This is a genomic window from Streptomyces sp. NPDC002566 (assembly GCF_042889585.1).
Lineage (GTDB): Bacteria > Actinomycetota > Actinomycetes > Streptomycetales > Streptomycetaceae > Streptomyces.
Genome location: NZ_JBIARD010000001.1, coordinates 930,966 through 955,468, shown reverse-complemented (window position 1 = coordinate 955,468; position 24,503 = coordinate 930,966). Strand labels below are relative to the sequence as shown.

Here is a 24,503-nt window from a genome sequence, read left to right as displayed (position 1 = left end):
TCTCGCCGGTGAGGGAGTTACGCGGTCCAGTCGAGGATGACCTTGCCGCCGCGGCCGCTCGCCGCGTCCGCGAAGGCCGCCTCGAAGTCGCGGTGGCCGTAGCGGCCGGTGATCACGGGGGCGAGGTCGAGCCCGCCCTCCAGCAGCACCGACATCGCGTACCAGGTCTCGAACATCTCACGGCCGTAGATGCCCTTGATCGTGATCATCGAGGTGACGATCCGGGCCCAGTCGACGGGGAACTCCTCGGCGGGCAGGCCGAGCATGGCGATACGGCCGCCGTGCGTCATGTTGGCGATCATGTCGCGCAGGGCCTCGGCGCGGCCGGACATCTCCAGTCCGATGTCGAAGCCCTCGCGCAGGCCCAGCTCCCGCTGCCCGTCGGCGATGGACTCCCGCGAGACGTCGAGGGCGAGGCTCGCGCCGATCTTGCGGGCCAGTTCCAGCCGCTCCTCGCTGACGTCGGTGACGACGACGTTGCGGGCGCCGGCGTGCCGGGCGACGGCGGCGGCCATCAGGCCGATCGGTCCCGCGCCGGTGATCAGGACGTCCTCGCCGACCAGCGGGAAGGACAGCGCGGTGTGGACGGCGTTGCCGAACGGGTCGAAGATCGCCGCCACGTCGAGGTCCACCGGCACCCGGTGCACCCACACGTTGGACGCGGGCAGCGCGACGTACTCCGCGAAGGCCCCGTCGCGGCCGACGCCGAGGCCGACGGTGGCCCGGCACAGATGGCGGCGGCCGGCCAGGCAGTTGCGGCACTTCCCGCACACGAGGTGCCCTTCGCCGCTGACCCGGTCGCCGACGGCGATCTCCGTGACGTCACGCCCGGTCTCGACGACCTCGCCGACGAACTCGTGTCCGACCACCAGCGGGGTGCGGATCGCCTGGCGCGCCCAGCCGTCCCAGGCCCGGATGTGCAGGTCGGTGCCGCAGATGCCGGTGCGGAGCACCTTGATCAGCACATCGCCCGGTCCGACGGCGGGCTCCGGCACGTCCGCGAGCCACAGCCCGGGCTCCGCCTTCTCCTTGACCAGCGCCTTCACGCTACGGCTCCTGTGGTTCGGTCCCCCGGGTCCGGGCACGCCGAAGGGGCCGCCGGTAGCCGGGGAAGGGGTGGAATCCCGTAGCAATCTGCCGTACGGCGCGGGTGCGGTCCATCGAGAGTTTCTTAAGCGGCTCCACAGTTCCGCTTCACACGCCGGCGCTCACCGGGCCGACGCCTCTCACCGCGCCTCGCAAAAAGGCCGACGCCTCTCACCGCGCCTCACAGAAAGCTTCCCTCGGCGTTCCGCCGTTCCAGCCGGCCGGCGAGGTCGGCGGCGGTCGCCTTGATCGTGTCCAGACCGGTCCGGCCCCAGGCGCGGGGCGCGAGGTCGGCGACGCACACCGTGCCGAGCGCCATTCCGGTCGAGTCGATGAGCGGGGCTCCCAGGTAGGAGCGGACGCCGTACGCGTCGACGACGGGGTTGCCCGCGAACCGCGGGTAGTCGCTCACGTCCTCCAGGACCAGCGCCTTGCGCCGGACGACGACGTGCGGGCAGTAGCCGTGGTCGCGGGGCAGGGTGCGGCCGATCTCGGGCTTGCCGCCGCGGGCCTCCCGGCCGCCGGGCGGGGTGTGCAGCCCGGCGAAGAACTGCCGTTCCCCGTCAGGGAAGTTGACCATGGCGTACGGCGCCCCGGCCAGCTCGGCGAGACGGTCCGCGAAGACGTCGAGGGCGGGCTCCGGCCACACCCCGAGGCCCAGCCGGCGCAGTCTGCGGGTGCGGGCGGGGGCGTCCCTGTCCTCGGGGGTGAGCAGCAGTCGACCGGCCGGGCGCGGCGGGTCGTAGCTCATGAGCGGGCTCCGTCCCCGTGGACGCTCGGCTGGGGTGTCGCCGAGGCGTGGGTGATGAGGTGCCGGACGAGGGTGAGCAGGGTCTGGATGCCGGAGGCGGAGATCCGGGCGTCGCAGCGCACGACCGGGACCTGCGGGTCCAGGTCGATGGCCGCGCGGACCTCCTCGGGGTCGTAGCGGTGGGCGCCGTCGAACTCGTTGACGGCGATGATGAATCCCAGGCCGCGTTCCTCGAAGAAGTCGACGGCGGCGAAGCACTCCTCCAGCCGGCGGGTGTCGGCGAGGATGACCGCGCCGAGGGCGCCCTCGGAGAGTTCGTCCCACATGAACCAGAACCGCTCCTGGCCCGGGGTGCCGAACAGGTACAGGACGTGGTCGGCGTCGAGGGTGATGCGGCCGAAGTCCATGGCGACGGTCGTCTCGACCTTGTTCTCGATGCCGTCGAGGTTGTCGGTCGCGGCGCTGACCGTGGTGAGCAGTTCCTCGGTGCTCAGCGGCGCGATCTCGCTGACGGTGCCGACGAACGTGGTCTTGCCGACCCCGAACCCGCCCGCGACGAGGATCTTGAGCGCGGTGGGGAAGGGCTCGGGGCGGTCGCGGCGTTCGTCGTAGGGGGCGGCGTGGGCGGCGCGGGCACCCTGGCCGGCGCGGTTCGGGTCGGGTGCGTCGCGCCCTTCTCGGGCGGCGCGGGCGTCGCTCTCAGAGCTGTCGTCGTAGTCCATCGAGCACTGCCTCCAGTAGGGCCCGGTCGGTGGGGATGTGGTGGTACTCGGGTGGCTTGGTGGTCAGTGCCCCGCAGTCGACGAGGTCCGACAGCAGCACCTTGGTGACCGCGGCCGGCAGCTTCAGGCAGGCGGCGACCTCGGCGACCGGGACGGGTCCCCGGCACAGGTCCAGCGCCTGCGCGTGCTCGGGGCCGAGATAGCCGAGGGGGGTCGACCCGGTGGCTCTCACCTGTGACATCAGATCGAGGGCGACACTGGGCTCGGTCCGGCCGTTGCTGACCGTGAAGGGGCGCACCAGCCGGCCGGCCGCGTCGTCGAGCCACGGGCCGTCGCCGGCCGCCGCCACGCTCAAGGTCCCGTCACCGACGGTTCGACGGCGTGCCGGCGGGGCGCGGTCTCCAGGTAGGGGCGGACGCTCTTGACGAGCATCGCCATCTCGTAGCCGAGGACGGCGGCGTCGGCCTCGCGGCCGGCGAGGACGGCGAGGCAGGTGCCGGAGCCCGCGGTGGTGACGAACAGCAGCGTCGAGGCGAGCTCGACGACGACCTGGCGCACCTCGCCGCCGTCGCCGAAGCGGACGCCGGCGCTGCGGCCGAGCGAGTACAGGCCGGAGGCCAGGGCGGCCATGTGGTCGGCGCTGTCGTGGTCGAGGCCGTGGACCGACTTCACCAGGCCGTCGCAGGAGAGGAGGACCGCGCTGGTGGTGTGCGGTACGCGCTGCACGAGACCGCTCATCAGCCAGTCGAGGTCGGATACATGGCCGGTCGGCGCTTCGCTCGCCATGGTGGATCGACTCCTTGGGGTACGCGGGTCCGCGGGAGCGGCGGGGGTGGGGGTGGTGAGGGCGGTGCTGCTCATCCGGCCGGCGGGCTCCCGTCGTACGGGCCGGTGGGGTACGACACCCGCCCCGGGGGTGGGGTCGGGGTGGAGTACCGGGGCGTTTCCAGGTCTTCCGGCTCCAGGCTCTGCTGGGCCTCGGCGAGGCCCATGCCGCGCTGGAAGGCGGCCATGAGGCCGGGGTCGTGCGCGACGGGCCGCTCCGTGTCCTGCCGGGGGGCGGGGCCGCCGCGCAACTGGGGCGCGATGTGCTCCTGGGCGCGGCGGCGGGGCAGCTGCGGCTTGCCCATGGTGCCGCGGACCGCCCCGGCGCGGGGGGTGGGTGCGATGCCCGAGTGCTCCTCCAGCACGGGCCGGTCGGCGGGCCGGATGCCGGGTACCGCCTCCGCAGGGGTGGGCCGTTCCTCGTGCGCCCCGCGCACGGGCAGCGGAGCCAGACCGTGACCGTCCGGGCGGGGGGCGTCGTGCCGGGCGCCCTGGCCCCGGGGCCGCGCACGCGGCGAACCGGGCGGGACGGGGGCGGACACGGTGGCGGGACCGGCCGGCCCGCCGGGGGGAACGGGACCGGGGCGAACGGGATCGGGGGGAACGGGCCCGTGGGCCATGGCCGCGTCCAGGGCGGAGGGCGGGGCCGGCGGTGGTGCCGGCGTCCGGGGCGGACCGGGCGGGTGGGGCGTGCCCGGCGGACGCGGTGGCAGGGCGGGTGGCCTTTGTCGGCTCTGCGCCCCCGCCGCCGAGGGCGCCGGGCCACGCCCCTGCCCGCCGCCCTCCGACGGCACTCCTCCCCCGCCGGCCACGCCCCCGAGAGACGGAGTCCCGCCTCGCGTGACCGCGCCTGCCCCCGACGGCACCTCGCCCAGGCCGACCGCGCCTGCCCCCGGCAGCACCTCGCCCAGGCCGACCGCGCCTGCCCCCGTCGGCGAAGCCCCGGGCTGCTCCCCGGTGGCTCCCGCGGCGCCCTCCTCCCCGGCCTGCGGCAGCCCCTGCGCCGAGCCCAACAGGGCCTGCGGTACGACGAGTACGGCCTGTACGCCGCCGTAGATGTTGCCCTGGAGGCGGACGTGGATGCCGTGGCGGCGGGCGAGTTGGGAGACGACGTAGAGGCCGATGCGGCCGTCGGCGAGCAGGCGGCCGACGTTGACCTGGTCGGGGTCGGTGAGCAGGGCGTTCATCCGGCTCTGCTCCTCGGCGGGCATGCCGAGTCCGCGGTCCTCGACCTCGACGGCGAGCCCGGAGGTGACGAGGTTGGCGCGCAGCAGGACGTGGGTGTGCGGGGCGGAGAACACCGTGGCGTTCTCGACGAGTTCGGCGAGGAGGTGGATGACGTCGGCGACGGCGTGCCCGCGCAGGTCCCCGGCGATGGGCGGGACGAGCTTGACCCGCGAGTACTGCTCGACCTCGGCGATGGCGGAGCGCAGCACCTCGGTCATGGAGACGGGATTGCTCCACTGCCGCCGGGAGACGGCGCCGCCGAGCACGGCGAGGTTCTCGGCGTGGCGGCGGATGCGGGTGGCGAGGTGGTCGACGTGGAAGAGGCCCTTCAGCAGGTCGGGGTCCTCGATCTCGTTCTCCAGCTCGTCCAGGATGGAGATCTCGCGGTGCACGAGGGACTGAAGGCGCCGCGCGAGGTTGACGAACACCTCCAGTTTCTGTTCGTTGCCGGCCTGGCTGGAGAGCTGGGCGGCCTGGACGACGGCGGTGACGGCCCCGTCGTGGGCGCGGGCGAGGTCGGCGGCGAGGAGCTCGAAGTCGTCGGCGTCGCCGGGCGGTCCGCCGCGTGTCCTGCGGGGCGGCGGGGCCTCGCCGCGGCGCAGGGTGTCGAGCAGCGCGCGCAGGTCGGCCTCGCCGCGCGCGGTGCCGGCGCGCAGGGCGGCGATGCGGTCGCTGACGGAGCGGGCGGCGCGGTCGGCGGCCACGGCTGCGACGAGGATGCCGACGGCGGTGACGCCGACCGCGCCGGTGAGGACGGCCCACAGGGTGGGGCTGGGCCGGGCGCCGGTGGAGCGCACGGTGAACAGCACGGCCGCGCAGGCGCTGAGGGCGACGGCGGTGGGCGGGAGCACGGCGAGCCGGACGAGCTGTGGCCGTATGTGTGTCTCGGCCGGCGCGGGTGCGGGTCGGGCGACCGGTCGTCCGTGCCGTCCGCCCTCGCGGCGGTCTGCGCGTGGGGCGGGTGCGCCAAGGTGAGACATCGGTGTCCTCGTACTGTCGGTCCGTCGGGCGTACTCGGCCGCGCGGGTGCGCGTCCCGGGCATGCGCCATCGCGGTGTCGGTCGAGAGGGCCGGGAATTCGGCCGCGCGTCGTCCGACGGACACTCACAGTAGTCGCCAACGCATCATGTGCGGTGGGCAGTTGACAAACTCCCCCGGAGAGGGTCCCGCTCTGGTATGAGGCTTCGCACGACAGACCGATAAGGACCGCAATGCCCCCGTTCGCAGAGCGCCCCGAAACAGCGAAGGAACGGTCGACGTCGATCAGAATCGGTCACTGTCGGTGAACACCCCGGGGCCGCCTCAACCGTGCCAGGCCCTCGGGGAGCTGTAGGTCCCGAGGCGGTCCGGGCGGGTCCAGCCGGCTGTGGGGGGCCGCTGCGGAGCGGGTTCGTCGGGGCTCGTCAGGAGCAGCGTCAGGACGACCGTCACCGCCGCGAGTTCCTCGGCGCTCGGCTCGCCCCGCAGGACCCGCAAGGACGTGGCGGCGAGCAGGTCGGAGGGTGTCGGCGTCGCTGTCATGCGGTCTCCTCACTGGGGCGGGTTGCCGTGCTTGCGGGTGGGCAGGGCGGCGGACTTGGCGGCGAGCATCGCCACGGCGCGGCTGAGGACCAGCCGGGTGTCGCGGGGGTCGATCACGTCGTCGACGAGTCCGCGCTCGGCCGCGTAGTAGGGGTGGACCAGTTCGTTCTTGTACTCCTTGATCTTCTGGCGGCGCATCGCCTCGGGGTCGTCGGCGGCCGCGATCTCACGGCGGAAGACGACGTTGGCTGCGCCCTCCGCGCCCATCACCGCGATCTCGTTGGTGGGCCAGGCGAGGGCCACGTCGGCGCCGATGGAGCGGGAGTCCATGACGATGTAGGCGCCGCCGTAGGCCTTGCGCAGGACCACCGAGACACGCGGCACGGTGGCGTTGCAGTAGGCGTAGAGCAGTTTGGCCCCGCGCCGGATGATGCCCTCGTGCTCCTGGTCGACGCCGGGCAGGAACCCGGGCACGTCCACCAGGGTGAGCAGAGGGATGTTGAAGGCGTCGCAGAACTGCACGAACCGCGCGCCCTTCTCACTGGCCCTGATGTCGAGCACACCGGCCATGGACGCGGGCTGGTTGGCGACGATGCCCACGACGTGGCCGTCGAGACGGGCCAGCGTGCAGACGATGTTGGTGGCGAAGGCGGCGTGGACCTCCAGGTGGTCGCCGTCGTCGACGATCTCCTCGATCACCTTGCGTATGTCGTAGGAGCGGTTGCCGTCCTCGGGGACCAGGTCGAGCAGGGCGTCGCCGGGGCGGTCGGCCGGGTCGCCCGTGGGGTGGGCGGGCGGCAGTTCGCGGTTGTTGGAGGGGAGCAGGGTGAGGAGGTAGCGGACCTCTTCGAGGCAGGTGCGCTCGTCGTCGTAGACGAAGTGGGCGACTCCGGAGGTGCCGCCGTGCACGTCCGCGCCGCCCAGGCCGTTGTGGCTGATCTCCTCGCCGGTGACCGCCTTCACCACGTCCGGGCCGGTGATGAACATCTGGGAGATGTCGCGTACCGCGAAGACGAAGTCGGTGAGGGCGGGCGAGTAGGCCGCGCCTCCCGCGCACGGGCCCAGCATGACCGAGATCTGCGGGATCACCCCGCTCGCCTTGGTGTTGCGCTGGAAGATGCCGCCGTAGCCGGCCAGGGCCGAGACGCCCTCCTGGATGCGGGCGCCCGCGCCGTCGTTGAGGGAGACCAGGGGCGCGCCGGCCGCGATCGCCATGTCCATCAGCTTGTGGATCTTCTGGGCGTGGGCCTCTCCGAGGGCGCCGCCGAAGATGCGGAAGTCATGGGCGTACACGAAGACCGTACGGCCCTCCACCGTGCCCCAGCCGGTGACGACGCCGTCGGTGTACGGCTTCTTCGCCTCCAGGCCGAAGCCCTGGGCCCGGTGCCTGCGCAGGGCCTCGACCTCGGTGAACGAGCCGGGATCGAGGAGGAGTTCGATGCGTTCGCGGGCGGTGAGTTTGCCCTTGGCGTGCTGGCGCTCGGTGGCCTTGGGGTCGGGGCCCGTGCGGACGAGCTCCTTGATGGTGTGCAGTTCCGTGAGACGGTCCACCTCGTCGAGGGTGTCCGGGGCGGTGTCGAGCACGATGGCTTCGGGATCGGTGAGGGTCATGATGCCTGGGCCCTTTCCTTCCTGTTCCTTGTGTCGATGAGGGCGTGCGGGCGCACGGAGAACGGGTCGTGGGCGCGCAGCATGGTGCGCAGGCCCGGTTCGACGGCGGAGATCCGCTCGACGGCGTCCCGGGCGTACAGCGACTCGGCGGGCACCGGGTACATGGCGGCCCGCCAGTCCTTGCCGCCGGCCAGCGCCGCGGCGCCGACATGGCCGTCGCACAGGGGCGCGTTGCGCACCGTCCAGCCGGCCGGGCGCCAGGACTCGGCGGCCTCGCCGAGGTAGTCGAGGTCGGCGGCGCGGGCGAGCCCGGTGCCGAGCCCCTTCAGGTAGGCCTCCTTCCGGGACCACAGCCGGGCGAAGGCCGTCTGCCGCCCGTCGGTGGGGAGTCGGGCGATCTCCTGGCGCTCGGCCGGGTGCAGCAGGGGCAGGCAGGCGTCGACGGTCTCCTGCGACGGCAGCGCCTGGACGTCGACGCCGACCCGGGCGCGGGCCACCGCGACCAGGGCGAGGCCGTGGCTGTGGGAGAGCGAGAACTGCGGGGCGCCCGGCAGGTCGACCAGCACCGGCCGGCCGTGCCGTTCCCCGCACTCCTCGCACCACTCCCGGCCGATGTTCAGCCGCCGGGGCTCCACGCCGGTGTACACCGACAGCACCCGGCGCAACCCCACATGGGCGGCGATGTACGTCTGCCGGTCGCCGGGCCGACGGTAGGCGGCCGCGCGCCGCCGCTCGTCGGGGGCGAGTTCGCCGACCGGTACGTCACGCGGCGAGGCGGGGGACGGGAGCAGCCAGAGGTGCAGGTTCGACGGGCCCAGCTCCCTTGCAGGGTGCGGGCTGTTCGGTACGAGGGGGACGTTCACGTACGGCTCCTGGTTCCGGTCGTGGGTGCCTGCGGTCGCTCTGCGGGAGCCGCCGGCCGCGTGGCCCGGTCCCGCGACCGCCGGCGTGAACCGGGGCGCGGTCCCCGTGGCGAGTGCGGTGCCGAAGTCTCATGGCCCGTCCCGCTCCGGCAGGCACTCCTCGAAGAAGGCGAGTGCGCGCAGGTGGTAGGCACGGGCCGTGCGGCCCAGGCTGATGTTGTGCCCGGCGTCCGGCTGCCGGTCGACGACGACCCGCGGCGCGGCGCTCAGCCTCGCGCGCAGGTCGTCGAGGGTCTCGGTGTCGTGCCGCCACCACAGTTCGTGCTCGGCGAACGTCAGGCGCACGGGGACGCGTACACGCGGGGCGAGCGCGTCGAACGCCTCCGGCCAGCCCGAGGCGCCGCGCAGCTCCTGTTCCGGGATGGGTTTCACCAGGTCGGCGCTGCGCTGGAAGGTGGCGGGCGGGTAGAGGCCGAGCCGGCCCCAGTTGTGGCGCCACCGGGCCCGGTCGGGGCCGGCGAGCAGTTCCGCGGAGCGCGGGGCGTAGCGGTGGCCGCAGCCGGAGATGTCCAGGCCCAGCAGATCGTCCGGCGGGGCTTCGGCGGCCAGGGTCAGGGCGAGTTTGCCGCCGAAGGAGTGCGCGAGCAGGAACGTGCCCGTGCCGACGGCATGCTCGGCGTGGAAGTGGTCGAGCCCGGCCCGCAGGACGCGGGCCTGTCCGGCGAGGTCCAGGCCTTCGGGGAGCCCGACGGCCGAGTCGCCGTAGCCGGGCCGGTCGACGGCGAGGACCGCGAACCCCAGGTGCGCTCCCAACGCGCACATGGAGGCGTCCGGCTGGGCCCCGCCGTCGAAGTACCCCGCGCTCATCCCGGCCCCGTGCAGCGCGACGACGGTGGCCCGCGGAGGCGTGTCCTGGGGCGCGCTGAGCAGGGCGGACAGGGTGTGCCCGGCGGCATTCAGGGTGATCCGCCGCACGCGGGGGCCGACGGTCGAGGGCGCGGTGGTCATGGTGCTACGCCACCTCCGGAGTGCCGAACCAGCGGTGGAGGGCGGTGACGAGACCGTCGATGCCGGCGGCCACCTCGGCCTCGGTCGGCTGGGGGACTTCGGGGGTCGCCGCGGCCGGTGCCTGCGGGGCTGTGTCGTGCGGGTCGGCCATCGTGCGGGAGTCCTTTCCTCCGGCGGCCCAGGCCACGTGGCCGTCCGGGCGTACGAGCAGGGCGGTCGCGCCCGAGAAGACCTCGGGGCTCTCGGGGGTGGCCGTGACGACCGTGACCCGGTCGTTCCACCCGGCGGCGTTCGCACGGAGGTCGGGGTCCTCGGCGAGATCGAGCAGGACGCCCCGGGCCGGGTGCAGCAGGTCCGTCGTGGTGGTCCGCGTGCCGTCGGCGAGCGTCAGCGGGCGTGGGGGCAGGCGCCGGCCGAGGAGGGGGTGGGCGCCGGGGGCGGGGCCGTAGGCGATGTCGAGGTGGCTGACGACGCCGGCCAGCAGGCGGCGGACCTCCTCCAGTTCCATCAGCTCGCCGAAGACCTTGCGCACCGGGTCGGCCTCGGCTCCCCCGAGGAAGATCATGCCCTGGGCGCGGGTGTTCATCAGCAGCCGGGCGCCGACGGGGTGCCGTTCGTCGTGGTAGGTGTCGAGGAGCTCGTCGGGCAGGTCCCCGCGGACCACCGCGGCCAGTTTCCAGCCGAGGTTGACCGCGTCCTGTACGCCTGTGCTGAGCCCCTGGCCGCCGGCCGGGAGATGGACGTGTGCGGCGTCCCCGGCGAGCAGCACCCGGCCCCTGCGGTAGGCGGAGACCTGCCGGGTGGCGTCCGTGAAGGTGCTGACCCAGTCGGCGCCGCCGCCGGCCAGCGACTCTCCGGTGATGCGTTCCCAGGCGGCCGCGACCTCGTCGAACCCGACCGTGCGCGGCCGGTCGTCGGCGGGCGTGCCGTCCTCGCACACGATGATCCGGTCGACGCCCGGCGCCAGCGGCGCGGCCATCACCATGCCGTTCTCCAGCCGCTCCCCCAGGAAGCGGGGGCGGATCTCGCAGCCGGTGACGTCGGCCAGGTACATCAGGCGCGTGGCCGGCAGCCCGGGGAAGTCGAAGCCGGCCGCCTTGCGCACGACGCTCTGCCCGCCGTCGCAGCCCACCAGGTACGCGGCGCGCACCCGCTGTTCGCCCTCGGGCGTGGCCACCACGATCTCGACGCCGTCCCCGTCGTCGGCGAGTTTGGTCAGCTCCCAGCCCCGCCGTATGTCCGCGCCCAGCTCGCCGGCCCACTGCTCCAGGACGGCCTCGGTCTGCGACTGCGGGATGCCGCGCGCGCCGAAGTGGGCGTCCTGGAGGACGGTGTAGTCGAACTGCACGCCGCCGAAGTGGCCCATCGGGCTCTTCTCCGGCGTGCCGAACCGCGGCAGCAGCCCGCGCTGGTCGAACACCTCCATCGCGCGGGCCGTGAATCCGAGCCCCCGGGACTGCCCGGTCGGCTCCGCCAGTCTCTCCACGACGACGACCCGGGCGCCGCCCAGCCGCAGTTCCCCGGCGAGCATGAGGCCCGTCGGCCCCGCGCCGACGACGATCACATCCGTGTCCACAGCGCTTCCCTCTCTGAGCCTCGCTGAAAAATTTCGAGTCCTGTGGCGGCAGGACCGGCCGCTCGCGGCGTCCTGCCGTGCGTGTCCCTCACAGCCCGGGGTCGGGCCGCCCGAACCAGTGGCGGAACGCCGCCGTCGCCGCCCACGGGTCCGAGCCCGCCCAGGCGACATGGCCGTCGGGGCGGACCAGCAGCCCCTCGGCGCCGTGCAGCGGCTCGGCGCTGTCCGGTCGTACCGCCACCGAGGTGACCCGGTCCGACCAGACCTTGCCGAGCCAGCGCAGTTCGGCCCGGGCCGAGTCGGAGACGATCAGCAGCCCCCGGCCGTCCCGCAGCGACTTCGCGACCTCCACCGGGCCGTCCGGCGCGGGCAGAGTGCCGAGCGGGAGCCGTGCGCCGAGCAGGGGATGGGCGCCGCCGCCCGTGGGGTACCGGACGTCGAGCCCGGTGATCATCGCCGCGAGGTGGTCCCGCGCGGGTCCCGCGGCGATGAGTTCGGCGAGCAGGGTGCGCGCCGCGTCCACCTCCGGTCCGCCGAGCAGCAGGAGCGCCTGGGCCCTGATGTTGGCGAGCACCCGGCGTCCCACCTCGCGCCGCTCGTCGTCATAGGTGTCGAGCAGCCCCTCCGGGCTCCGGCCGCGAGCCACCGCGGCCAGCTTCCAGCCGAGGTTGGCGGCGTCCTGGAGGCCCAGGTTGAGGGCCTGCCCGCCGCTCGGCATCTGGCGGTGGGCGGCGTCCCCGGCGAACAGCACCCGCCCGTGGCGGTACCGCTCCAGCTGCTGGTTGGCGTCGCCGAAGGCGTTGAGCCACACCGGGCGCCCGGCGCCGAGGTCCTCGCCGGTGACCTGCCGCCACGCGTCGAGGACCTCGGTGAACGCCGGCGGTCCCGTCCGTCGCCGGGCCGGGCGGCCGAACACGTGCACCATCACCCGGGTCACCCCGCCGGGCATCCGCGCGGCGATCGCCAGTCCGTGCTCCCGGCGCTCGAAGCGCCGGTTCGGGATGTCGATGCCGGCGATGTCCGCCCGCAGCAGCTCCCGCCCCGCCGGGGCGCCGGGGAAGGCCGCTCCGGTCAGCCGCCGTACGGTGCTGTCCTCGCCGTCGCAGGCGACGACGTACGCCGCGCGCAGCCGCCGTACGCCGTCCGGGGTGTCGGCCGTGATCTCCACGTGCCCGTCCTCACGGCCGTCCTGCGGGCCGAGTTCGCGCACCTCCCAGCCGCGCCGGATGTCGGCCCCGAGGGCTGTGGCCCAGTCCTGGAGGAGTTCCTCGGTCCTGGTCTGGGGCACCTTCCACTGGCCCGAGTACGGGCCGGGCATGGTCAGGTCCATCGGTACGCCGCCGAAGTGGCCGCGTGGCTCGCGCGGCGGGTCGCCGAGCGCGTCCAGCAGCCCGCGGCAGTCGAACAGCTCCACCGTGCGGGCGTGCAGCGTGGAGGCGCGGGACTCCGTGGTGGGGGTGCGCAGCCGTTCCAGTACGACGACGTCGGCGCCGCCGAGGCGGAGCTCGCCGGCGAGGAACAGGCCGACGGGGCCCGCCCCCACCACGACGACCCGGGCGGCGGCCTGGGAGGTGTCGGTGGCCATGGTCAGCGGCTCTTCTCCGCGTGATCCCTGGCGTGGCCCAGCGTGGCACGGCTGTTGGTGCTCAGTGCGCCCTGGACGTACTCGCGGGCGTCCTCCACGGTCGCGTCGGGGCCGAGGATCCGCTGGATGTTGTCCGGGTTGAGCACGACCGTGTGCTGCGAGGTGGCGGCGACCCCGCGCGGGTACTCCTCGAACGTCCACAGTCCGGTGTGCAGGGTCATCAGGGCCGGCAGGGTGACCTGCTTGTAGGCGATCGCGCGGTGCGGGAAGGTCACCCGGTACGACTTCGTGGTGTGCGTCGAGCCGTCCTTGGCCCGGGTGTCCATCTCCAGCTCCTGGAGGCCGGGCGTGGGCTCCTCGAACCGGACGCGGGCCACGTGCGGCAGCCGGTCCACCCAGCGGTCGGCCTCGTTGACGAAGTCGTAGACGTCCTTCGCCGAGCCCTCGATCAGAACGGTGTCCTCGAAGGAGAAGGTCAGCTCACGCGTCGCGTGGGCCCGCTCGACGTTCTCCTTCAGGGCGGCCAGCTCCGAACGGGAGTTGCGGTCGACGGCCTCGTCGATCCAGGCGAGGCCCTCGGGGTCGTCGTCGATCGCGCGGTAGTCGTGCAGCAGCCGTACCAGCGAGTCGCCGTCCGGCAGCTCCTCGATCACCCAGGTGCCGCCCATGGCGGCGACCGGGGGCGCGGAGACCTCCTGGCGGAAGGTGATCCGGCGGTTGTCGGGGTCCAGGGTGCGGTGCGAGGTCCAGCTCTTGGGGGCGCCGCCCGCGGTGGCCCAGATGCGGATGCGCTCCTCGCGCTCGCCCTTCTCCAGGTGGTCCACGTGGATGGTGGGCGGGAAGATCCGCGGCCAGTTCTCCACTTCCGCGATCAGGCGGTAGACGGCGTCGGCGGGGGCCGAGACGGTGATCTCGTGCGCCACCTCGCGGGTCGTTGCTTCCGTCGTGGTCACGTCCTTGTCCTCTTCTTCGTCGGGTGCTTGCCGGGGTGCGCCGCGGGAGGGGTGCGGGCGGGGTCAGAAGTTGCCGAGGCCGCCGCAGACGTTGATCGCCTGAGCGGTGACGGAGGCGGCGGTGTCGGAGGCGAGGTAGCCGACCATCCCGGCGACCTCCTCGGGCGTGGAGTAGCGGCCGAGCGGGATCTTGGCCTGGAACTTCTCGAGGATCGCGTCCTCGGTGGTGTCGTAGGCGGCGGCGTAGCCCTGGCGGACCCGCTGGGCCATGGGGGTCTCGACGTAACCCGGGCAGACGGCGTTGACCGTGACACCGGTCGGCGCGAGCTCGTTGCCGAGCGCCTTGGTGAAGCCGACGACGCCGTGCTTGGAGGCGGAGTACGGGGCGCCGAGGACCACGCCCTGCTTGCCGGCGGTGGACGCGATGTTGATGACCCGTCCCCAGCCGCGCTCGCGCATGCCGCCGGTGGTGAGCACCTCCCGGGTCATCCGGAAGACGCTGTTCAGGTTGGTGTCGATGACGTCGTCCCACAGCTCGTCCGCGAGGTCGGCGGTCACCCCGCCGCCGCTGCGGCCGGCGTTGTTGACGAGGACGTCGACGGGGCCGAAGCGGTCGACGGCGGCCTGCACGAAGGCACGGACCGCGTCCCGCGAACGCACGTCCACGACGGCGCCGTCGGCCTCGATGCCTTCTTCCTGGAGCTGCTTGACCGTCGCGGCCACGTTGTCGGCGTCGCGCGCGCCGATGAACACGCGGTGCCCGTCGGAGCCCAGCCGGCGGGCGGCCGCCAGGCCGATGCCACTGGTGGCTCCGGTGATCAGCGCGACCCGCTGCGTCTGCTGCTGCGGCATGCTCTTTCAACTCCTCTGCGTGAAGGACTGCGTGGAGCGTGGGGGGACAAGGGGGAAGGGGGCGTGGGGGGGGTTTGGTGTGCGTGGGGGGGGTGGTGTGTGTGGGGGGGGCGTGGGGGGGTGCCGCCGCCGGTCCGGTGGGGGTCCGGCGGCGGATCACAGGCGCGTGGGGAGCCGATGCCCCGGGTGTGACGGAGTGTCAGGCTGCGGCCTGCGTCCCGTCCCCCAAGTGGGCGTTGACCGCGTCGATGAGGGAGCGCGGGGTGTTGCTCTCCGACAGGACGTCGTCGTCCAGGACGATGCCGTACTCGCGCTCGATGCGGCCGCCGGTCTCGAGCAGCGCCAGCGACTCGTAGCCGAGGTGCTCGAAGTCCTCGTCGAGGATGTCGCCGTCGAGGTCGACGGTCTCCTCGGCGCCGGCGCCCTCGATCAGGATGCGCTTGAGGTCGTCGAGGGTGAAGGCTTGCGTTTCCACGTGTGTTCCTCTCACGTCGTGTTCGTGTTCGTGTTCGTGTTCGTGTTCGGTGGTGCGGTGGTCCGGTCGGTCAGGCCGTCGCCCGTACGACAGCTGCCGAGTTGAAGCCGCCGTGGCCGCGGGCGAGCACGAGCGCCGTCCGCAGCGTGGCCGTGCGCGGCCGGTCGACGACCAGGTCGAGTCGGTAGTCGGGGGACGGCGTCACGTGCACCGTCGGCGGGATCACCCCGTCGCGCATGGACAGGAACGCGGTGGCCAGGTCCAGCGCCGCAGCGCCCGAGTAGAGCCGGCCCGTCATCGTCTTCGGCGCGGTGACCGGGACGCCCATCGGTCCGAACAGTGCCGTGATCGCCTCCGCCTCGATCCGGTCGCGCTCGGGATCGGCCGCCGCGTCGCAGAACACGACGTCCACCTGCTCGGCCCCCAACCCGGCGTCCGCCAGGGCGAGTTCGATCGCCCGGCGCAGCCCCGGCGGCCGCTCACTGCCCGGCGCGGGGTCGAACGTCGCGGCGTACCCGGCGATCTCGCCGTAGATCCGCGCGTCGCGCGAGCGCGCCGACTCCTCCGACTCCATGACGAGCAGCGCACCGCCCTCACCGGGCACGTAGCCGTCGGCCGCCCGGTCGAAGGGCAGGTACGCCTGGCTGGGCTCCTCGCGTGTGCTCAGCCGCTGCGCGGCGAGCTGGGCGACCCAGCCCCACGGGCAGATGGAGGCGTCCACGGCCCCGGAGACCACGACCGCGGTCCCCTTGCGGATCTGCCGGCGTGCCTGCGCCACCGCGTCCAGACCGCCGGCCTGGTCGCTGACGACCACGCTGCTCGGGCCCTTCATGCCGTGCCGGATGGAGATCTGGCCGCTGTTGACCGCGTAGAACCAGGCGAACGACTGGTAGGCGCTGACGTACTGACTGCCCTGGCTCCACAGCGCCTGCAGCTCGCCCTGGCCGAACTCGAAGCCGCCGGACGAACTCGCCGTGACCACGCCCATGCTGGACTCGGGCAGCTCCTGCGGCCGTATCCCGGCGTCCTCGAGCGCCCAGTCGGCGGCGACCAGCGCCAGCCGGGTCATCCGGTCGGTCTGCGGCAGCAGCCGGCTCGGCAGGTGTTCCTCGGCCGCGAAGCCGGGGATCTCACCGGCCAGCCGCGCCGGGTACTGCGACGGGTCGAAGCGGGTGATCCGCCCGATGCCGCTCTTGCCGGCGAGCGTGGCCTCCCAGTAGTCCTGGACGCCGAGGCCGTTGGGGGCCGTGATGCCCAGCCCTGTCACCACCACCGCGGTCATGCCGCACTCCTCTCGGGACGGGCGAGCACCATCGCGCTCTGGAAGCCGCCGAACCCGCTGCCCACCGTCAGCACCGCGTCGGTCAGCTGCTCGCGCGCGGTGACCGGCACGTAGTCGAGGTCGCACTCGGGGTCGGGGGTGTGCAGGTTCGCCGTGGGCGGCACCACGTGGTGCTCCATCGCCAGCGCGGATGCGGCGATCTCGATCGAGCCGATGGCGCCGAGCGAGTGCCCCACCATCGACTTGATGGAGCTCACGGGGGTGCGGTAGGCGTGCTCGCCCAGGCTCTTCTTGAAGGCGGCCGTCTCGTGCCGGTCGTTCTGCTTGGTGCCGGAGCCGTGGGCGTTGATGTAGTCGATCTGGTCCACGTTCATCCGGGCCTCGTCGAGGGCCACGGTGATGGCCTCGGCCATCTCCGCGCCGTCCGGTCGCAGCCCCGTCATGTGGTAGGCGTTGCTGCGGGTGGCGTAGCCGGCGATCTCGGCGTAGACGTGCGCCCCGCGCCGCCGGGCGCTCTCCAGCTCCTCCAGGACGAAAACCGCGCAGCCTTCGCCGAGCACGAACCCGTTGCGGGTGCCGTCGAAGGGGCGCGAGGCCTGCTCGGGGTCCTGCCTGCGCGGGGTCGTCGCCTTGATGGCGTCGAAGCAGGCCATGGTGATCGGTGAGATCGGCGCGTCGGACGACCCGGCGATCATCAGGTCCGTCGAGCCCTCGCGGATCAGCTCGACCGCGTACCCGACCGAGTCGATGCCGGAGGTGCAGCCGGTGGACACCACGGAGTTGGGGCCCTCCGCGCCGACCGTCCAGGCGACCTCGGCCGAGAAGGAGCTGGGGACGAAGTAGTTGTACAGGTGCGGTACCGCGTACTCGTGGTCGACCAGGTGCAGCCGGCCGCCGTCGCTGACGATCCGGTACTCCTCGTCCAGACCCATCGTGGCGCCGACCGCGCTGCCGATGGTGACGCCCACCCGGTGCGGCTCGTGGGCGGCGAGGTCGATCCCGCTGTCGGCGACCGCGCCGCGCGCCGCGACCACCGCGAACTGGGCGGCCCGGTCCATCCGGCGGACCTCCTGCGGGGTGAGCCCGTGCTCCTCGGGGTCGAAGTCCATCTCCGCGGCGACCTGCGAGCGGAACGGGCTCGGGTCGAAGAAGGTGATCCCGCGCGTGGCCGTACGGCCTTCGCTCAGCATGTCCCAGAACCGGTCCTTGCCGACGCCGCCGGGCGCGAGCACCTCGATCCCGGTGATGACGACTCGGCGGCCGCTCATCGGGAGGCCTCCCAGGAGTAGAAGCGCGTGGCCATCGCGTCGGCGGGAGACCGCCAGGTGGCCGGGTCGTACGCCTGTATGTAGGGCTTCAGGTCCTCGCTGATGCGCACGAAGCGCTCGTCGGACTTGGCCTTCTCGATCAGCTCGCCGCCGTTGTCCGCGTCGAAGTCCTGGAGGTGGAAGTACAGACCCCGGTACTGGAAGAGCTGGCGGCGCCGGGTGCCCATCAGATGCGGCATCTCGGACTCGTCGAACGCGCCGAACAGTTTCGCGACGTCGGCCGCCGAGCCCGGTTCCATCCGAGCCACGATCAAGGTGCTGTGCATGATCTTTCTCCTTGAAAAAGGGTGCGTGGGACCTGGGGGCGAAAGGGAATGTGTGCACGGAAGGGAATACGAGGGGGGATGGAAAAGCGGGGGGAATCCGCATTCGGTCAGTCGATGCCCCGGCAGATGTGCGGATGGTCGCTGACGTTCTCGTCGTCCTCGCCGGCCAGGAGCCAGGCGGGGGCCTGGGGCATGGGCGCGTCGCGCCCGTCGCGGGAGTCGGAACAGATCTCGGAATAATACGTCCGCGTGAACGGCTGGGAATGCGTCTTCGAGTACATCTGGGTCACACCTCCCCGGGAATTCAGTCCTTGATTTCGCAGATGGGTGCGCCGGAGGAGACGGAGCCGCCGACCTGGGCCGACAAGTCCTTGACGGTGCCGGACTTGTGGGCGTTGAGGGGCTGCTCCATCTTCATGGCCTCCAGGACGACGATGAGGTCGCCTTCCTGGACTTCCTGGCCTTCCTCGACGGCGATCTTGACGATGGTGCCCTGCATCGGGGAGGCGAGGGTGTCGCCGGAGGCGACGGGGCCGGACTTCTTCGCCGCGCGCCGCTTGGGCTTGGCGCCGGCGGCCAGGCCGGTGCGGGCCAGGGACATGCCCAGCGAGGAGGGCAGCGAGACCTCCAGACGCTTGCCGCCGACCTCGACGACGACCGTCTCCCGGCCGGGCTCCTCGTCGGTCTCCGCGTCCGCGGGCGCGGTGAACGGCTTGATCTCGTTGACGAACTCCGTCTCGATCCACCGGGTGTGGACCGTGAACGGGTCGGTGGAGCCGGTCAGCTCCGGCGCGAACGCCGGGTCCTGGACCACCGCCCGGTGGAAGGGGATCGCCGTCGCCATGCCCTCGACGCGGAACTCCTCCAGCGCACGCGAGGCCCGCTCCAGCGCCTCCTTGCGGGTGCGGCCGGTCACGATCAGCTTCGCCAGCAGCGAGTCCCACGCCGGGCCGATCACACTGCCCGACTCCACGCCCGCGTCCAGACGCACCCCCGGACCCGACGGCGCGTCGAAGAGGGTGACCGTGCCCGGAGCCGGCAGGAAGCCCCGGCCCGGGTCCTCACCGTTGATCCGGAACTCGAAGGAGTGACCGCGCAGCACCGGGTCGCCGTAGCCGAGCTCCTCACCGTCCGCGATCCGGAACATCTCCCGCACCAGGTCGATGCCGGCGACCTCCTCGGTGACCGGGTGCTCCACCTGCAGACGGGTGTTGACCTCCAGGAAGGAGATCGTGCCGTCCAGGCCGACGAGGAACTCCACCGTGCCGGCGCCGACGTAGCCGGCCTCCTTCAAGATGGCCTTCGAGCTGGAGTACAGCTCGGCGAGCTGCGCCTCGGACAGGAACGGCGCGGGCGCCTCCTCGACCAGCTTCTGGTGGCGGCGCTGCAGCGAGCAGTCCCGGGTGGAGACCACGACCACGTTGCCGTGCCGGTCGGCCAGGCACTGCGTCTCCACATGCCGCGGCTTGTCCAGGTAGCGCTCCACGAAGCACTCGCCCCGGCCGAACGCGGCGACCGCCTCACGCACCGCCGACTCATACAGCTCCGGCACTTCCTCCAGCGTCCGGGCGACCTTCAGACCGCGGCCGCCGCCGCCGAAGGCGGCCTTGATCGCGATCGGCAGGCCGTGCTCCTCGGCGAACGCCACGACCTCGTCGGCGCCCGAGACCGGATCCGGCGTGCCGGCCACCAGCGGCGCCCCGGCCCGCTGGGCGATGTGCCGGGCGGCCACCTTGTCACCCAGGTCACGGATGGCCTGCGGCGGCGGGCCGATCCAGATCAGACCCGCGTCCAGCACCGCCTGGGCGAAGTCGGCGTTCTCCGAGAGGAAGCCGTACCCCGGATGGACGGCGTCCGCACCCGACTCCCGCGCGGCGTTCAACACCTTGCCGATGTCCAGATAGCTGCTCGCCGGTGTGTCACCGCCCAGGGCGAACGCCTCATCCGCGGCGCGGACATGCAGAGCGTCCCGGTCCGGGTCCGCGTAGACGGCCACGCTCGCGATACCGGCATCCCGGCACGCCCGGGCCACGCGGACAGCGATTTCGCCACGGTTGGCGATGAGCACCTTGCGCACGGACGGCCCTCTCCTCGATCGGCGGGAATTGGCGGGATGATCAGGCGGGCCCGGGGTAATTCTGGTTTCGGGACCGGCGCCTGAACACTCGTCCATCCTCCGAGGAGAACAACGGTCCTTTCAACAGATGGCGATTAAGCCTTCGGACCAGAACCTCAGAAGGGATACGGCTTTGTTGGCGCAGCGCCAGGCAGATGTCAGAGAATCGTCAGAACGGCTGGAGGAATGCTCCCGGCTCGACAACAGGGCTGAGCAAGCGGGAAGCTTGCCGGCTCCGGGATCGTCGGGCGAACCCGGCCGCCCACGCGAAACGCCCGGCTGGGAAACCCAGCCGGGCGTCTGCGTGAACTGTTCACGGCACTGATCAACGGTGAGTGTCAGCCGTTTCCGAAGCGGAACCCCACTCCGCGCACGGTGACGATCCAGTCGCTGGCCCCTAACTTTCCTCTCAGACTGCTGACATGGGTGTCCACGGTCCGCCGGGACCAGGAACCGCCCCAGACCTGCTGCATGATGCGCTTGCGGGAGATCACGGTCTCCGGATGGCAGGCGAGCATGTAGAGCAGGTCGAACTCCTTGCGCGTGACCTCCACGACCCGGCCGTGCAGACTGACCTCGCGCGAGGCGGCGTCGATGCGCAACGGCCCGTGCAACACGACCTGTTCGATGTGCGTCTGCGGACGTGAGCGGCGCATGACGGCGTCCATACGGGCCATCAGTTCCCTGAAGCCGTAGGGCTTGACGATGTAGTCGTCCGCGCCGGCCTGGAGGCCGAGGACGCGGTCCAGCTCGGTTCCCCACCCCGTGACGGCGATGAGGGGCACGTCGCTCAGGGACCGGATGGAGCGGCACACCTCCAGGCCGTCCACGTCGGGCAGTTCGAGATCCAGCAGAACGATGTCCGCCCGCTGGTAGGCCTGCAGAGCGGCGTTCCCCGTGCCCACTCCCTCGACCTGATGACCGTGCCGGCGCAACGCGGTGGCCAGAGCCTCCATGTCGCCGGGGTTGTTCTCGACGACCAGGACCCGCCAGGTCGTCGACGTCTTACGGGCCTGCGGCGGGACGGGCCTTCGCGACTCCAGAGTGCCGCTCGTTGCGTGTTGGCTCACTGCTCTCCCCCTGAACACGTAGTTCCCGCTCGAGCACCTTGGCTCGTCGAGCCTAAAAACCTACTCCTCGGTTTGTCAAAAAAAGGTTAGGTAAACTCACCCACCGTGATATTTGCAGTCACTTTTGCCGGAATTGTGGACTCATGAAGGATCAATTCCGCTCCGAAGCGTGACCGGCAGGGAAGCCCTCGGTCGAAATATCGACCCTGCCTCCGGCACAAACAGCCACTGACGGGCACTGCGGTCTGCTCTGGGCGGCCGGCGCCGCCCACGCCGGCTGGTTGACAGGGGCACACCGGTCACCTTTGTCCGATGCATTGCGCATCCCTCAGGGCGGTGGTAGACCGTCCAGCACGTCCCCAGCTGGCTGATTCCCTGCTTCCACTTTGCCCTTGCCCTGGTCACGAGGTGGGAAAGTGTGATCTTCTGGGCAGTATTGACGGAGCGTCAAAGCCGACGAGGGTGATCGACGGGACCGACTCCCCCCGGGGCGGGCACCCGTGATCCACAAACAAACCATCAAGTCCGTTTTTGGACGGGGGAGGATTCATGCCGGTGGGACTGCAACAGGAGCGGGCGATCCGCACACGACGGCTGCTGCTCAGGTCGGCGGCAGAGATCTTCGACCGGGAGGACTACTCCTCCGCGAGGCTCTGCGACGTCAGTGCGCGGGCCAACATGAGCACGGGCGCGCTGCACTTCCACTTCGCGAACAAGGAGGATCTGGCCCAGGCGGTCGTGAGCGAGGCGCGCGGCATCCTGTGGCGCGCCGCGCGCCTCGCGTACGAAAGGAACTCCAAGCCGCTGCAGGCCCTCACCGACATCTCGCACACACTGGGTCAGTTGCTGGCCTGGGACGTGGTGTCGAGGGCGGGGCTGCGTCTGGACAACGACCGCTCCCGCAAGGGGCGGTCGCAGTTCATCCATCCATGGCACGCCTGTGTCCAGCGCCTGCTGGACCGCGCGCGCCAGGAGAACGGGCTCGCGGGACACGTCCAGTTACGAGGGCTGACCTGCGCCGTCGTCGCCGCCACGACGGGCATGGGCGTACTGATCAAGGGCGGAGAGGGCGATCGGATCCGGACGGCGTTCACCGGGTTCTGGCAGGGCTTCCTGCCGGGGATCGCAGCGCCTGACACGCTCGGCGGGCTGAACCCCGGCGGGACGGACGACGTCGTCGACCACGCGGTGACCGCCTCGCGTTACCTGCCCTACGTCCCGGAGGACGGTGTCCGCAGGGAGGTGGTGGCCTCCCGGGCGAGGTGAGCCGGGCCCGCTGACGGATCCGGGACCGGCCGCGGGTCCCGGTACGGGCCGGCGTGGCGGCGGAACCGCTCGGCGAACCCCGCTCCGGGGTCGCAGCCGAGCTCGGTCCAGACCGTGTCGTCCGTGAACCAGTGGTCCGCCGCCAGCAGTTCGAAGTGATGCCGGGCGAGCGGGTGGTCGCGGAGCCGGGCTCGGGCGAGGTCGGCCGGGACGCCGGGCAGGGACTCCGGATGGAGACCGTGCGCCTCGGCGACCGCCGCGAGCAGGTGCTCACCGGGCACGGGATCCGGGTGGTTGATGAAGTGGACACGCCCCGCACGCCCCGCACCTCCCGCGCGGGCCGCCGGCGCCAGCGCGGCCGCGAGCAGCACGTCCCCCAGACTCGCGGCGTCGATCATCGACTGCCGTCCGAGCCGGCCGTGCGGCCGGCCCCCGAGCGCCCGCAGCACAGTCAGCACGCCGGGCGCCACCCAGCGGTCCCCCGCGCCGTACACCAGGTGGGGGCGCAGCACCGTGCCGCCCGCCGCGAGCACGTGGCGCTCGGCCGCCGCCCTCGTCCGGCTGGTGTCCGAGCCCGGCACGATCGGCGCCTGACCGGGCCGCACCCCGCTGAAGGGGCCCCGGCCGTGCACCGCCGCCGTGCTCAGGTGCACGAACCGTTCGACGCCGGCCCGCCGGGCCTCCTCGACCAGGGCGGCCGTGCCCAGGTCGTTGACCCGCCGCAGCTGCCGGGGGTCGCCGCCGACCTGGGCGGCGCAGTGGACGACCGCATCGACGCCGTCGCAGACACCCCGCAGGGAGGCGGGGTCGGCGAGGTCGGCCCGCACGTACTCGACCGGGACGTCGCCCTGGAGCGGCGGGCCGTGGGCCGGCGGCGGGTCGGCCGCGGGCGGCAGGGCACGGACCAGCAGGCGCAACCGGACGCCCGCCGCGGCGCGGGCCGCGGCGACCACGTGTCCGCCGACGAAACCGCCGGAGCCGGTCACCAGGAGGTGCCGGCTCACCTGCTTCCCCGTACGGCGCCGCCCAGGGTGGCGGTGAAGACGGGTTCCTCGTCCTGGACGCCCTGTACGCGCAGCACCGCCCCCTGCTCCGGGCACAGGTCGTGCCGGGCCAGGATCCAGCAGGGCTCGGCCAGTTCGCAGTACTTGTCGAAGGAGATCCGCATCGACGCGGGGTGGAAGTCGTGCCCGGGGGTGAGCGCGGTGGCGGCCTGGCGGGCGGCTTCCAGCAGCACCATGCCGGGGACGTGGTCGTTCGGGCGGGCGAAGAGGGTGGGGTGCGTGGTGTCGAGGCGGAGCCGCCAGCCGGGGCGGTGCTTGGACAGTGCGAGGACGACGTCCTTGCGGTCGTCGCGGCCGGCCTCGTGCGGGGCGACCGCGGGGAGCAGCGGCACCGGACGGCTCGGCACGGACATCTGCTCCCCGCGCAGTCTGCGGTAGACGCGGGCCGAGGTGCAGATCAGGATGCCCATGCTGGTGGCGAGCACGCGGCCCAGCCGCTGGAAGGTCAGGTCGACCCGCATGCCGACGAGGCGGCCGGCGCGCAGCCGGACGTCGGAGCACTCGACCACGACGTCGATCGTGCCCGAGGCGCTGTCCACGGTGAAGTCCGGCGTCTCGAGCCGGTATCCGATCTCGCGCATCACGAACTGGTCGTCGAGGGGGACGCCGAACTCGGCGTGGGCCAGCATCATCGTCGCCTGCCGGGTGGTCTCGGCGACGAGCAGCGGATCCTGGCGGCCGTCGGGCAGCGGGGCGAAGAAGCGGTGTGCGGCGGGCCAGTCGACCGAGACGAGGAAGCGGTGCTCGGCGAGGCGCAGCCAGTCGACGGGGAAGCGGTCCTCCGGGTCCGGGCGGTGGCAGAGCGGGCCGGTGGCCAGGCCGCCCGGCGTAAGAACCGGGGAGTCGGTTCGGTTTGTGGGCTGCGCGGCGGTGAGGTCGGAGGGGATCGTCGCGGATTGCCCGGCGAGCAGACCGGTCTGGGGTGCGGGGTGGGCCACGGTGGTGCGGTCGGAGCGCTCCGGGGCCGGGTCCAGAACGGGGTGAACACCGGCAAAACGGTTGACCACGGATATGACGCCATCAGACATGGTTTGCCCCCTGAGTCGATACATGCGG

Annotated in this window: 24 protein-coding genes; 1 reads left to right on the top strand and 23 read right to left on the bottom strand. The window is 72.5% G+C overall.

Features of this window, described 5'->3' with window-relative positions; genetic code table 11:
- Positions 1-17: 17 nt before the first annotated feature.
- From tdh to ACFYXA_RS03990, 21 genes are all read right to left on the bottom strand, one after another.
- Positions 18-1,046 carry an L-threonine 3-dehydrogenase gene (gene tdh, locus ACFYXA_RS04090; protein WP_352253487.1) on the bottom strand — a complete coding sequence of 343 codons (1,029 nt, stop codon included), beginning with the start codon at positions 1,044-1,046 and terminating at the stop codon, positions 18-20.
- 221 nt (positions 1,047-1,267) lie between these two features.
- Entirely contained in the window at positions 1,268-1,837 is a 570-nt protein-coding gene (locus ACFYXA_RS04085) for a GAF domain-containing protein (protein ID WP_389027973.1), read from the bottom strand.
- Entirely contained in the window at positions 1,834-2,559 is a 726-nt protein-coding gene (locus tag ACFYXA_RS04080; protein ID WP_389027971.1) for an ATP/GTP-binding protein, read from the bottom strand. Before ACFYXA_RS04080 ends, ACFYXA_RS04085 begins: the two co-directional genes overlap by 4 nt.
- A complete protein-coding gene (locus ACFYXA_RS04075) occupies positions 2,537-2,908 on the bottom strand; it encodes a DUF742 domain-containing protein (protein ID WP_130443121.1) in 372 nt (123 codons plus the stop codon). Before ACFYXA_RS04075 ends, ACFYXA_RS04080 begins: the two co-directional genes overlap by 23 nt.
- A 2-nt stretch (positions 2,909-2,910) precedes the next feature.
- On the bottom strand, positions 2,911-3,345 hold the full coding sequence (locus ACFYXA_RS04070; protein WP_351096144.1) for a roadblock/LC7 domain-containing protein: 435 nt from the start codon (positions 3,343-3,345) through the stop codon (positions 2,911-2,913).
- Between the two features lie 71 nt (positions 3,346-3,416).
- Positions 3,417-5,591 (bottom strand): ATP-binding protein, encoded by a 2,175-nt coding sequence (locus tag ACFYXA_RS04065; protein WP_389027969.1) that lies wholly within the window; start codon positions 5,589-5,591, stop codon positions 3,417-3,419.
- Positions 5,592-5,913: 322 nt separating this feature from the next.
- A complete protein-coding gene (locus ACFYXA_RS04060) occupies positions 5,914-6,132 on the bottom strand; it encodes an acyl-CoA carboxylase epsilon subunit (protein WP_389027967.1) in 219 nt (72 codons plus the stop codon).
- Between the two features lie 9 nt (positions 6,133-6,141).
- Positions 6,142-7,743 (bottom strand): acyl-CoA carboxylase subunit beta, encoded by a 1,602-nt coding sequence (locus ACFYXA_RS04055; protein WP_352253408.1) that lies wholly within the window; start codon positions 7,741-7,743, stop codon positions 6,142-6,144.
- On the bottom strand, positions 7,740-8,606 hold the full coding sequence (locus ACFYXA_RS04050) for a 4'-phosphopantetheinyl transferase superfamily protein (RefSeq protein ID WP_352253410.1): 867 nt from the start codon (positions 8,604-8,606) through the stop codon (positions 7,740-7,742). The genes ACFYXA_RS04055 and ACFYXA_RS04050 overlap by 4 nt, the downstream gene beginning before the upstream one ends.
- A 129-nt stretch (positions 8,607-8,735) precedes the next feature.
- Positions 8,736-9,614, bottom strand: coding sequence for an alpha/beta fold hydrolase (locus ACFYXA_RS04045; protein ID WP_351096134.1), 879 nt, complete (start codon positions 9,612-9,614; stop codon positions 8,736-8,738).
- 4 nt (positions 9,615-9,618) lie between these two features.
- Complete coding sequence (locus ACFYXA_RS04040) at positions 9,619-11,361, bottom strand: FAD-dependent monooxygenase (protein ID WP_389027964.1); 1,743 nt, start codon at positions 11,359-11,361, stop codon at positions 9,619-9,621.
- The gene (locus ACFYXA_RS04035) at positions 11,279-12,775 is read right to left on the bottom strand and encodes an FAD-dependent monooxygenase (RefSeq protein ID WP_352253414.1); all 1,497 of its coding nucleotides are present in this window, start codon (positions 12,773-12,775) and stop codon (positions 11,279-11,281) included. Before ACFYXA_RS04035 ends, ACFYXA_RS04040 begins: the two co-directional genes overlap by 83 nt.
- A gap of 2 nt (positions 12,776-12,777) precedes the next feature.
- Positions 12,778-13,728, bottom strand: a complete 951-nt coding sequence (locus ACFYXA_RS04030) for an aromatase/cyclase (RefSeq protein ID WP_389027961.1) — start codon at positions 13,726-13,728, stop codon at positions 12,778-12,780.
- Positions 13,729-13,791: 63 nt separating this feature from the next.
- Positions 13,792-14,580, bottom strand: a complete 789-nt coding sequence (gene fabG / locus ACFYXA_RS04025) for a 3-oxoacyl-ACP reductase FabG (RefSeq protein ID WP_351096128.1) — start codon at positions 14,578-14,580, stop codon at positions 13,792-13,794.
- Positions 14,581-14,779: 199 nt separating this feature from the next.
- Positions 14,780-15,055 (bottom strand): acyl carrier protein, encoded by a 276-nt coding sequence (locus tag ACFYXA_RS04020; protein ID WP_351096126.1) that lies wholly within the window; start codon positions 15,053-15,055, stop codon positions 14,780-14,782.
- A 70-nt stretch (positions 15,056-15,125) separates the two neighbouring features.
- Complete coding sequence (locus tag ACFYXA_RS04015) at positions 15,126-16,337, bottom strand: ketosynthase chain-length factor (protein ID WP_352253419.1); 1,212 nt, start codon at positions 16,335-16,337, stop codon at positions 15,126-15,128.
- Positions 16,334-17,605, bottom strand: coding sequence for a beta-ketoacyl-[acyl-carrier-protein] synthase family protein (locus ACFYXA_RS04010; RefSeq protein WP_389027958.1), 1,272 nt, complete (start codon positions 17,603-17,605; stop codon positions 16,334-16,336). The genes ACFYXA_RS04015 and ACFYXA_RS04010 overlap by 4 nt, the downstream gene beginning before the upstream one ends.
- Entirely contained in the window at positions 17,602-17,931 is a 330-nt protein-coding gene (locus ACFYXA_RS04005; RefSeq protein ID WP_130443015.1) for a TcmI family type II polyketide cyclase, read from the bottom strand. The genes ACFYXA_RS04010 and ACFYXA_RS04005 overlap by 4 nt, the downstream gene beginning before the upstream one ends.
- A gap of 107 nt (positions 17,932-18,038) precedes the next feature.
- Positions 18,039-18,212 (bottom strand): hypothetical protein, encoded by a 174-nt coding sequence (locus ACFYXA_RS04000; RefSeq protein WP_352253423.1) that lies wholly within the window; start codon positions 18,210-18,212, stop codon positions 18,039-18,041.
- Positions 18,213-18,235: 23 nt separating this feature from the next.
- A complete protein-coding gene (locus ACFYXA_RS03995) occupies positions 18,236-20,008 on the bottom strand; it encodes an acetyl/propionyl/methylcrotonyl-CoA carboxylase subunit alpha (RefSeq protein WP_389027955.1) in 1,773 nt (590 codons plus the stop codon).
- A 377-nt stretch (positions 20,009-20,385) separates the two neighbouring features.
- Entirely contained in the window at positions 20,386-21,117 is a 732-nt protein-coding gene (locus ACFYXA_RS03990; RefSeq protein ID WP_389027953.1) for a response regulator transcription factor, read from the bottom strand.
- 549 nt (positions 21,118-21,666) lie between these two features.
- Here ACFYXA_RS03990 and ACFYXA_RS03985 point away from each other — a divergent pair.
- Positions 21,667-22,383 (top strand): ScbR family autoregulator-binding transcription factor, encoded by a 717-nt coding sequence (locus ACFYXA_RS03985; RefSeq protein WP_352248293.1) that lies wholly within the window; start codon positions 21,667-21,669, stop codon positions 22,381-22,383.
- Here the strand turns inward: ACFYXA_RS03985 and ACFYXA_RS03980 are convergent.
- Positions 22,329-23,387 (bottom strand): NAD-dependent epimerase/dehydratase family protein, encoded by a 1,059-nt coding sequence (locus ACFYXA_RS03980; RefSeq protein WP_389027950.1) that lies wholly within the window; start codon positions 23,385-23,387, stop codon positions 22,329-22,331. The two genes, ACFYXA_RS03985 and ACFYXA_RS03980, sit on opposite strands and share 55 nt — an antisense overlap.
- Complete coding sequence (locus tag ACFYXA_RS03975; RefSeq protein ID WP_389027948.1) at positions 23,384-24,475, bottom strand: ScbA/BarX family gamma-butyrolactone biosynthesis protein; 1,092 nt, start codon at positions 24,473-24,475, stop codon at positions 23,384-23,386. Before ACFYXA_RS03975 ends, ACFYXA_RS03980 begins: the two co-directional genes overlap by 4 nt.
- Positions 24,476-24,503: the final 28 nt, after the last annotated feature.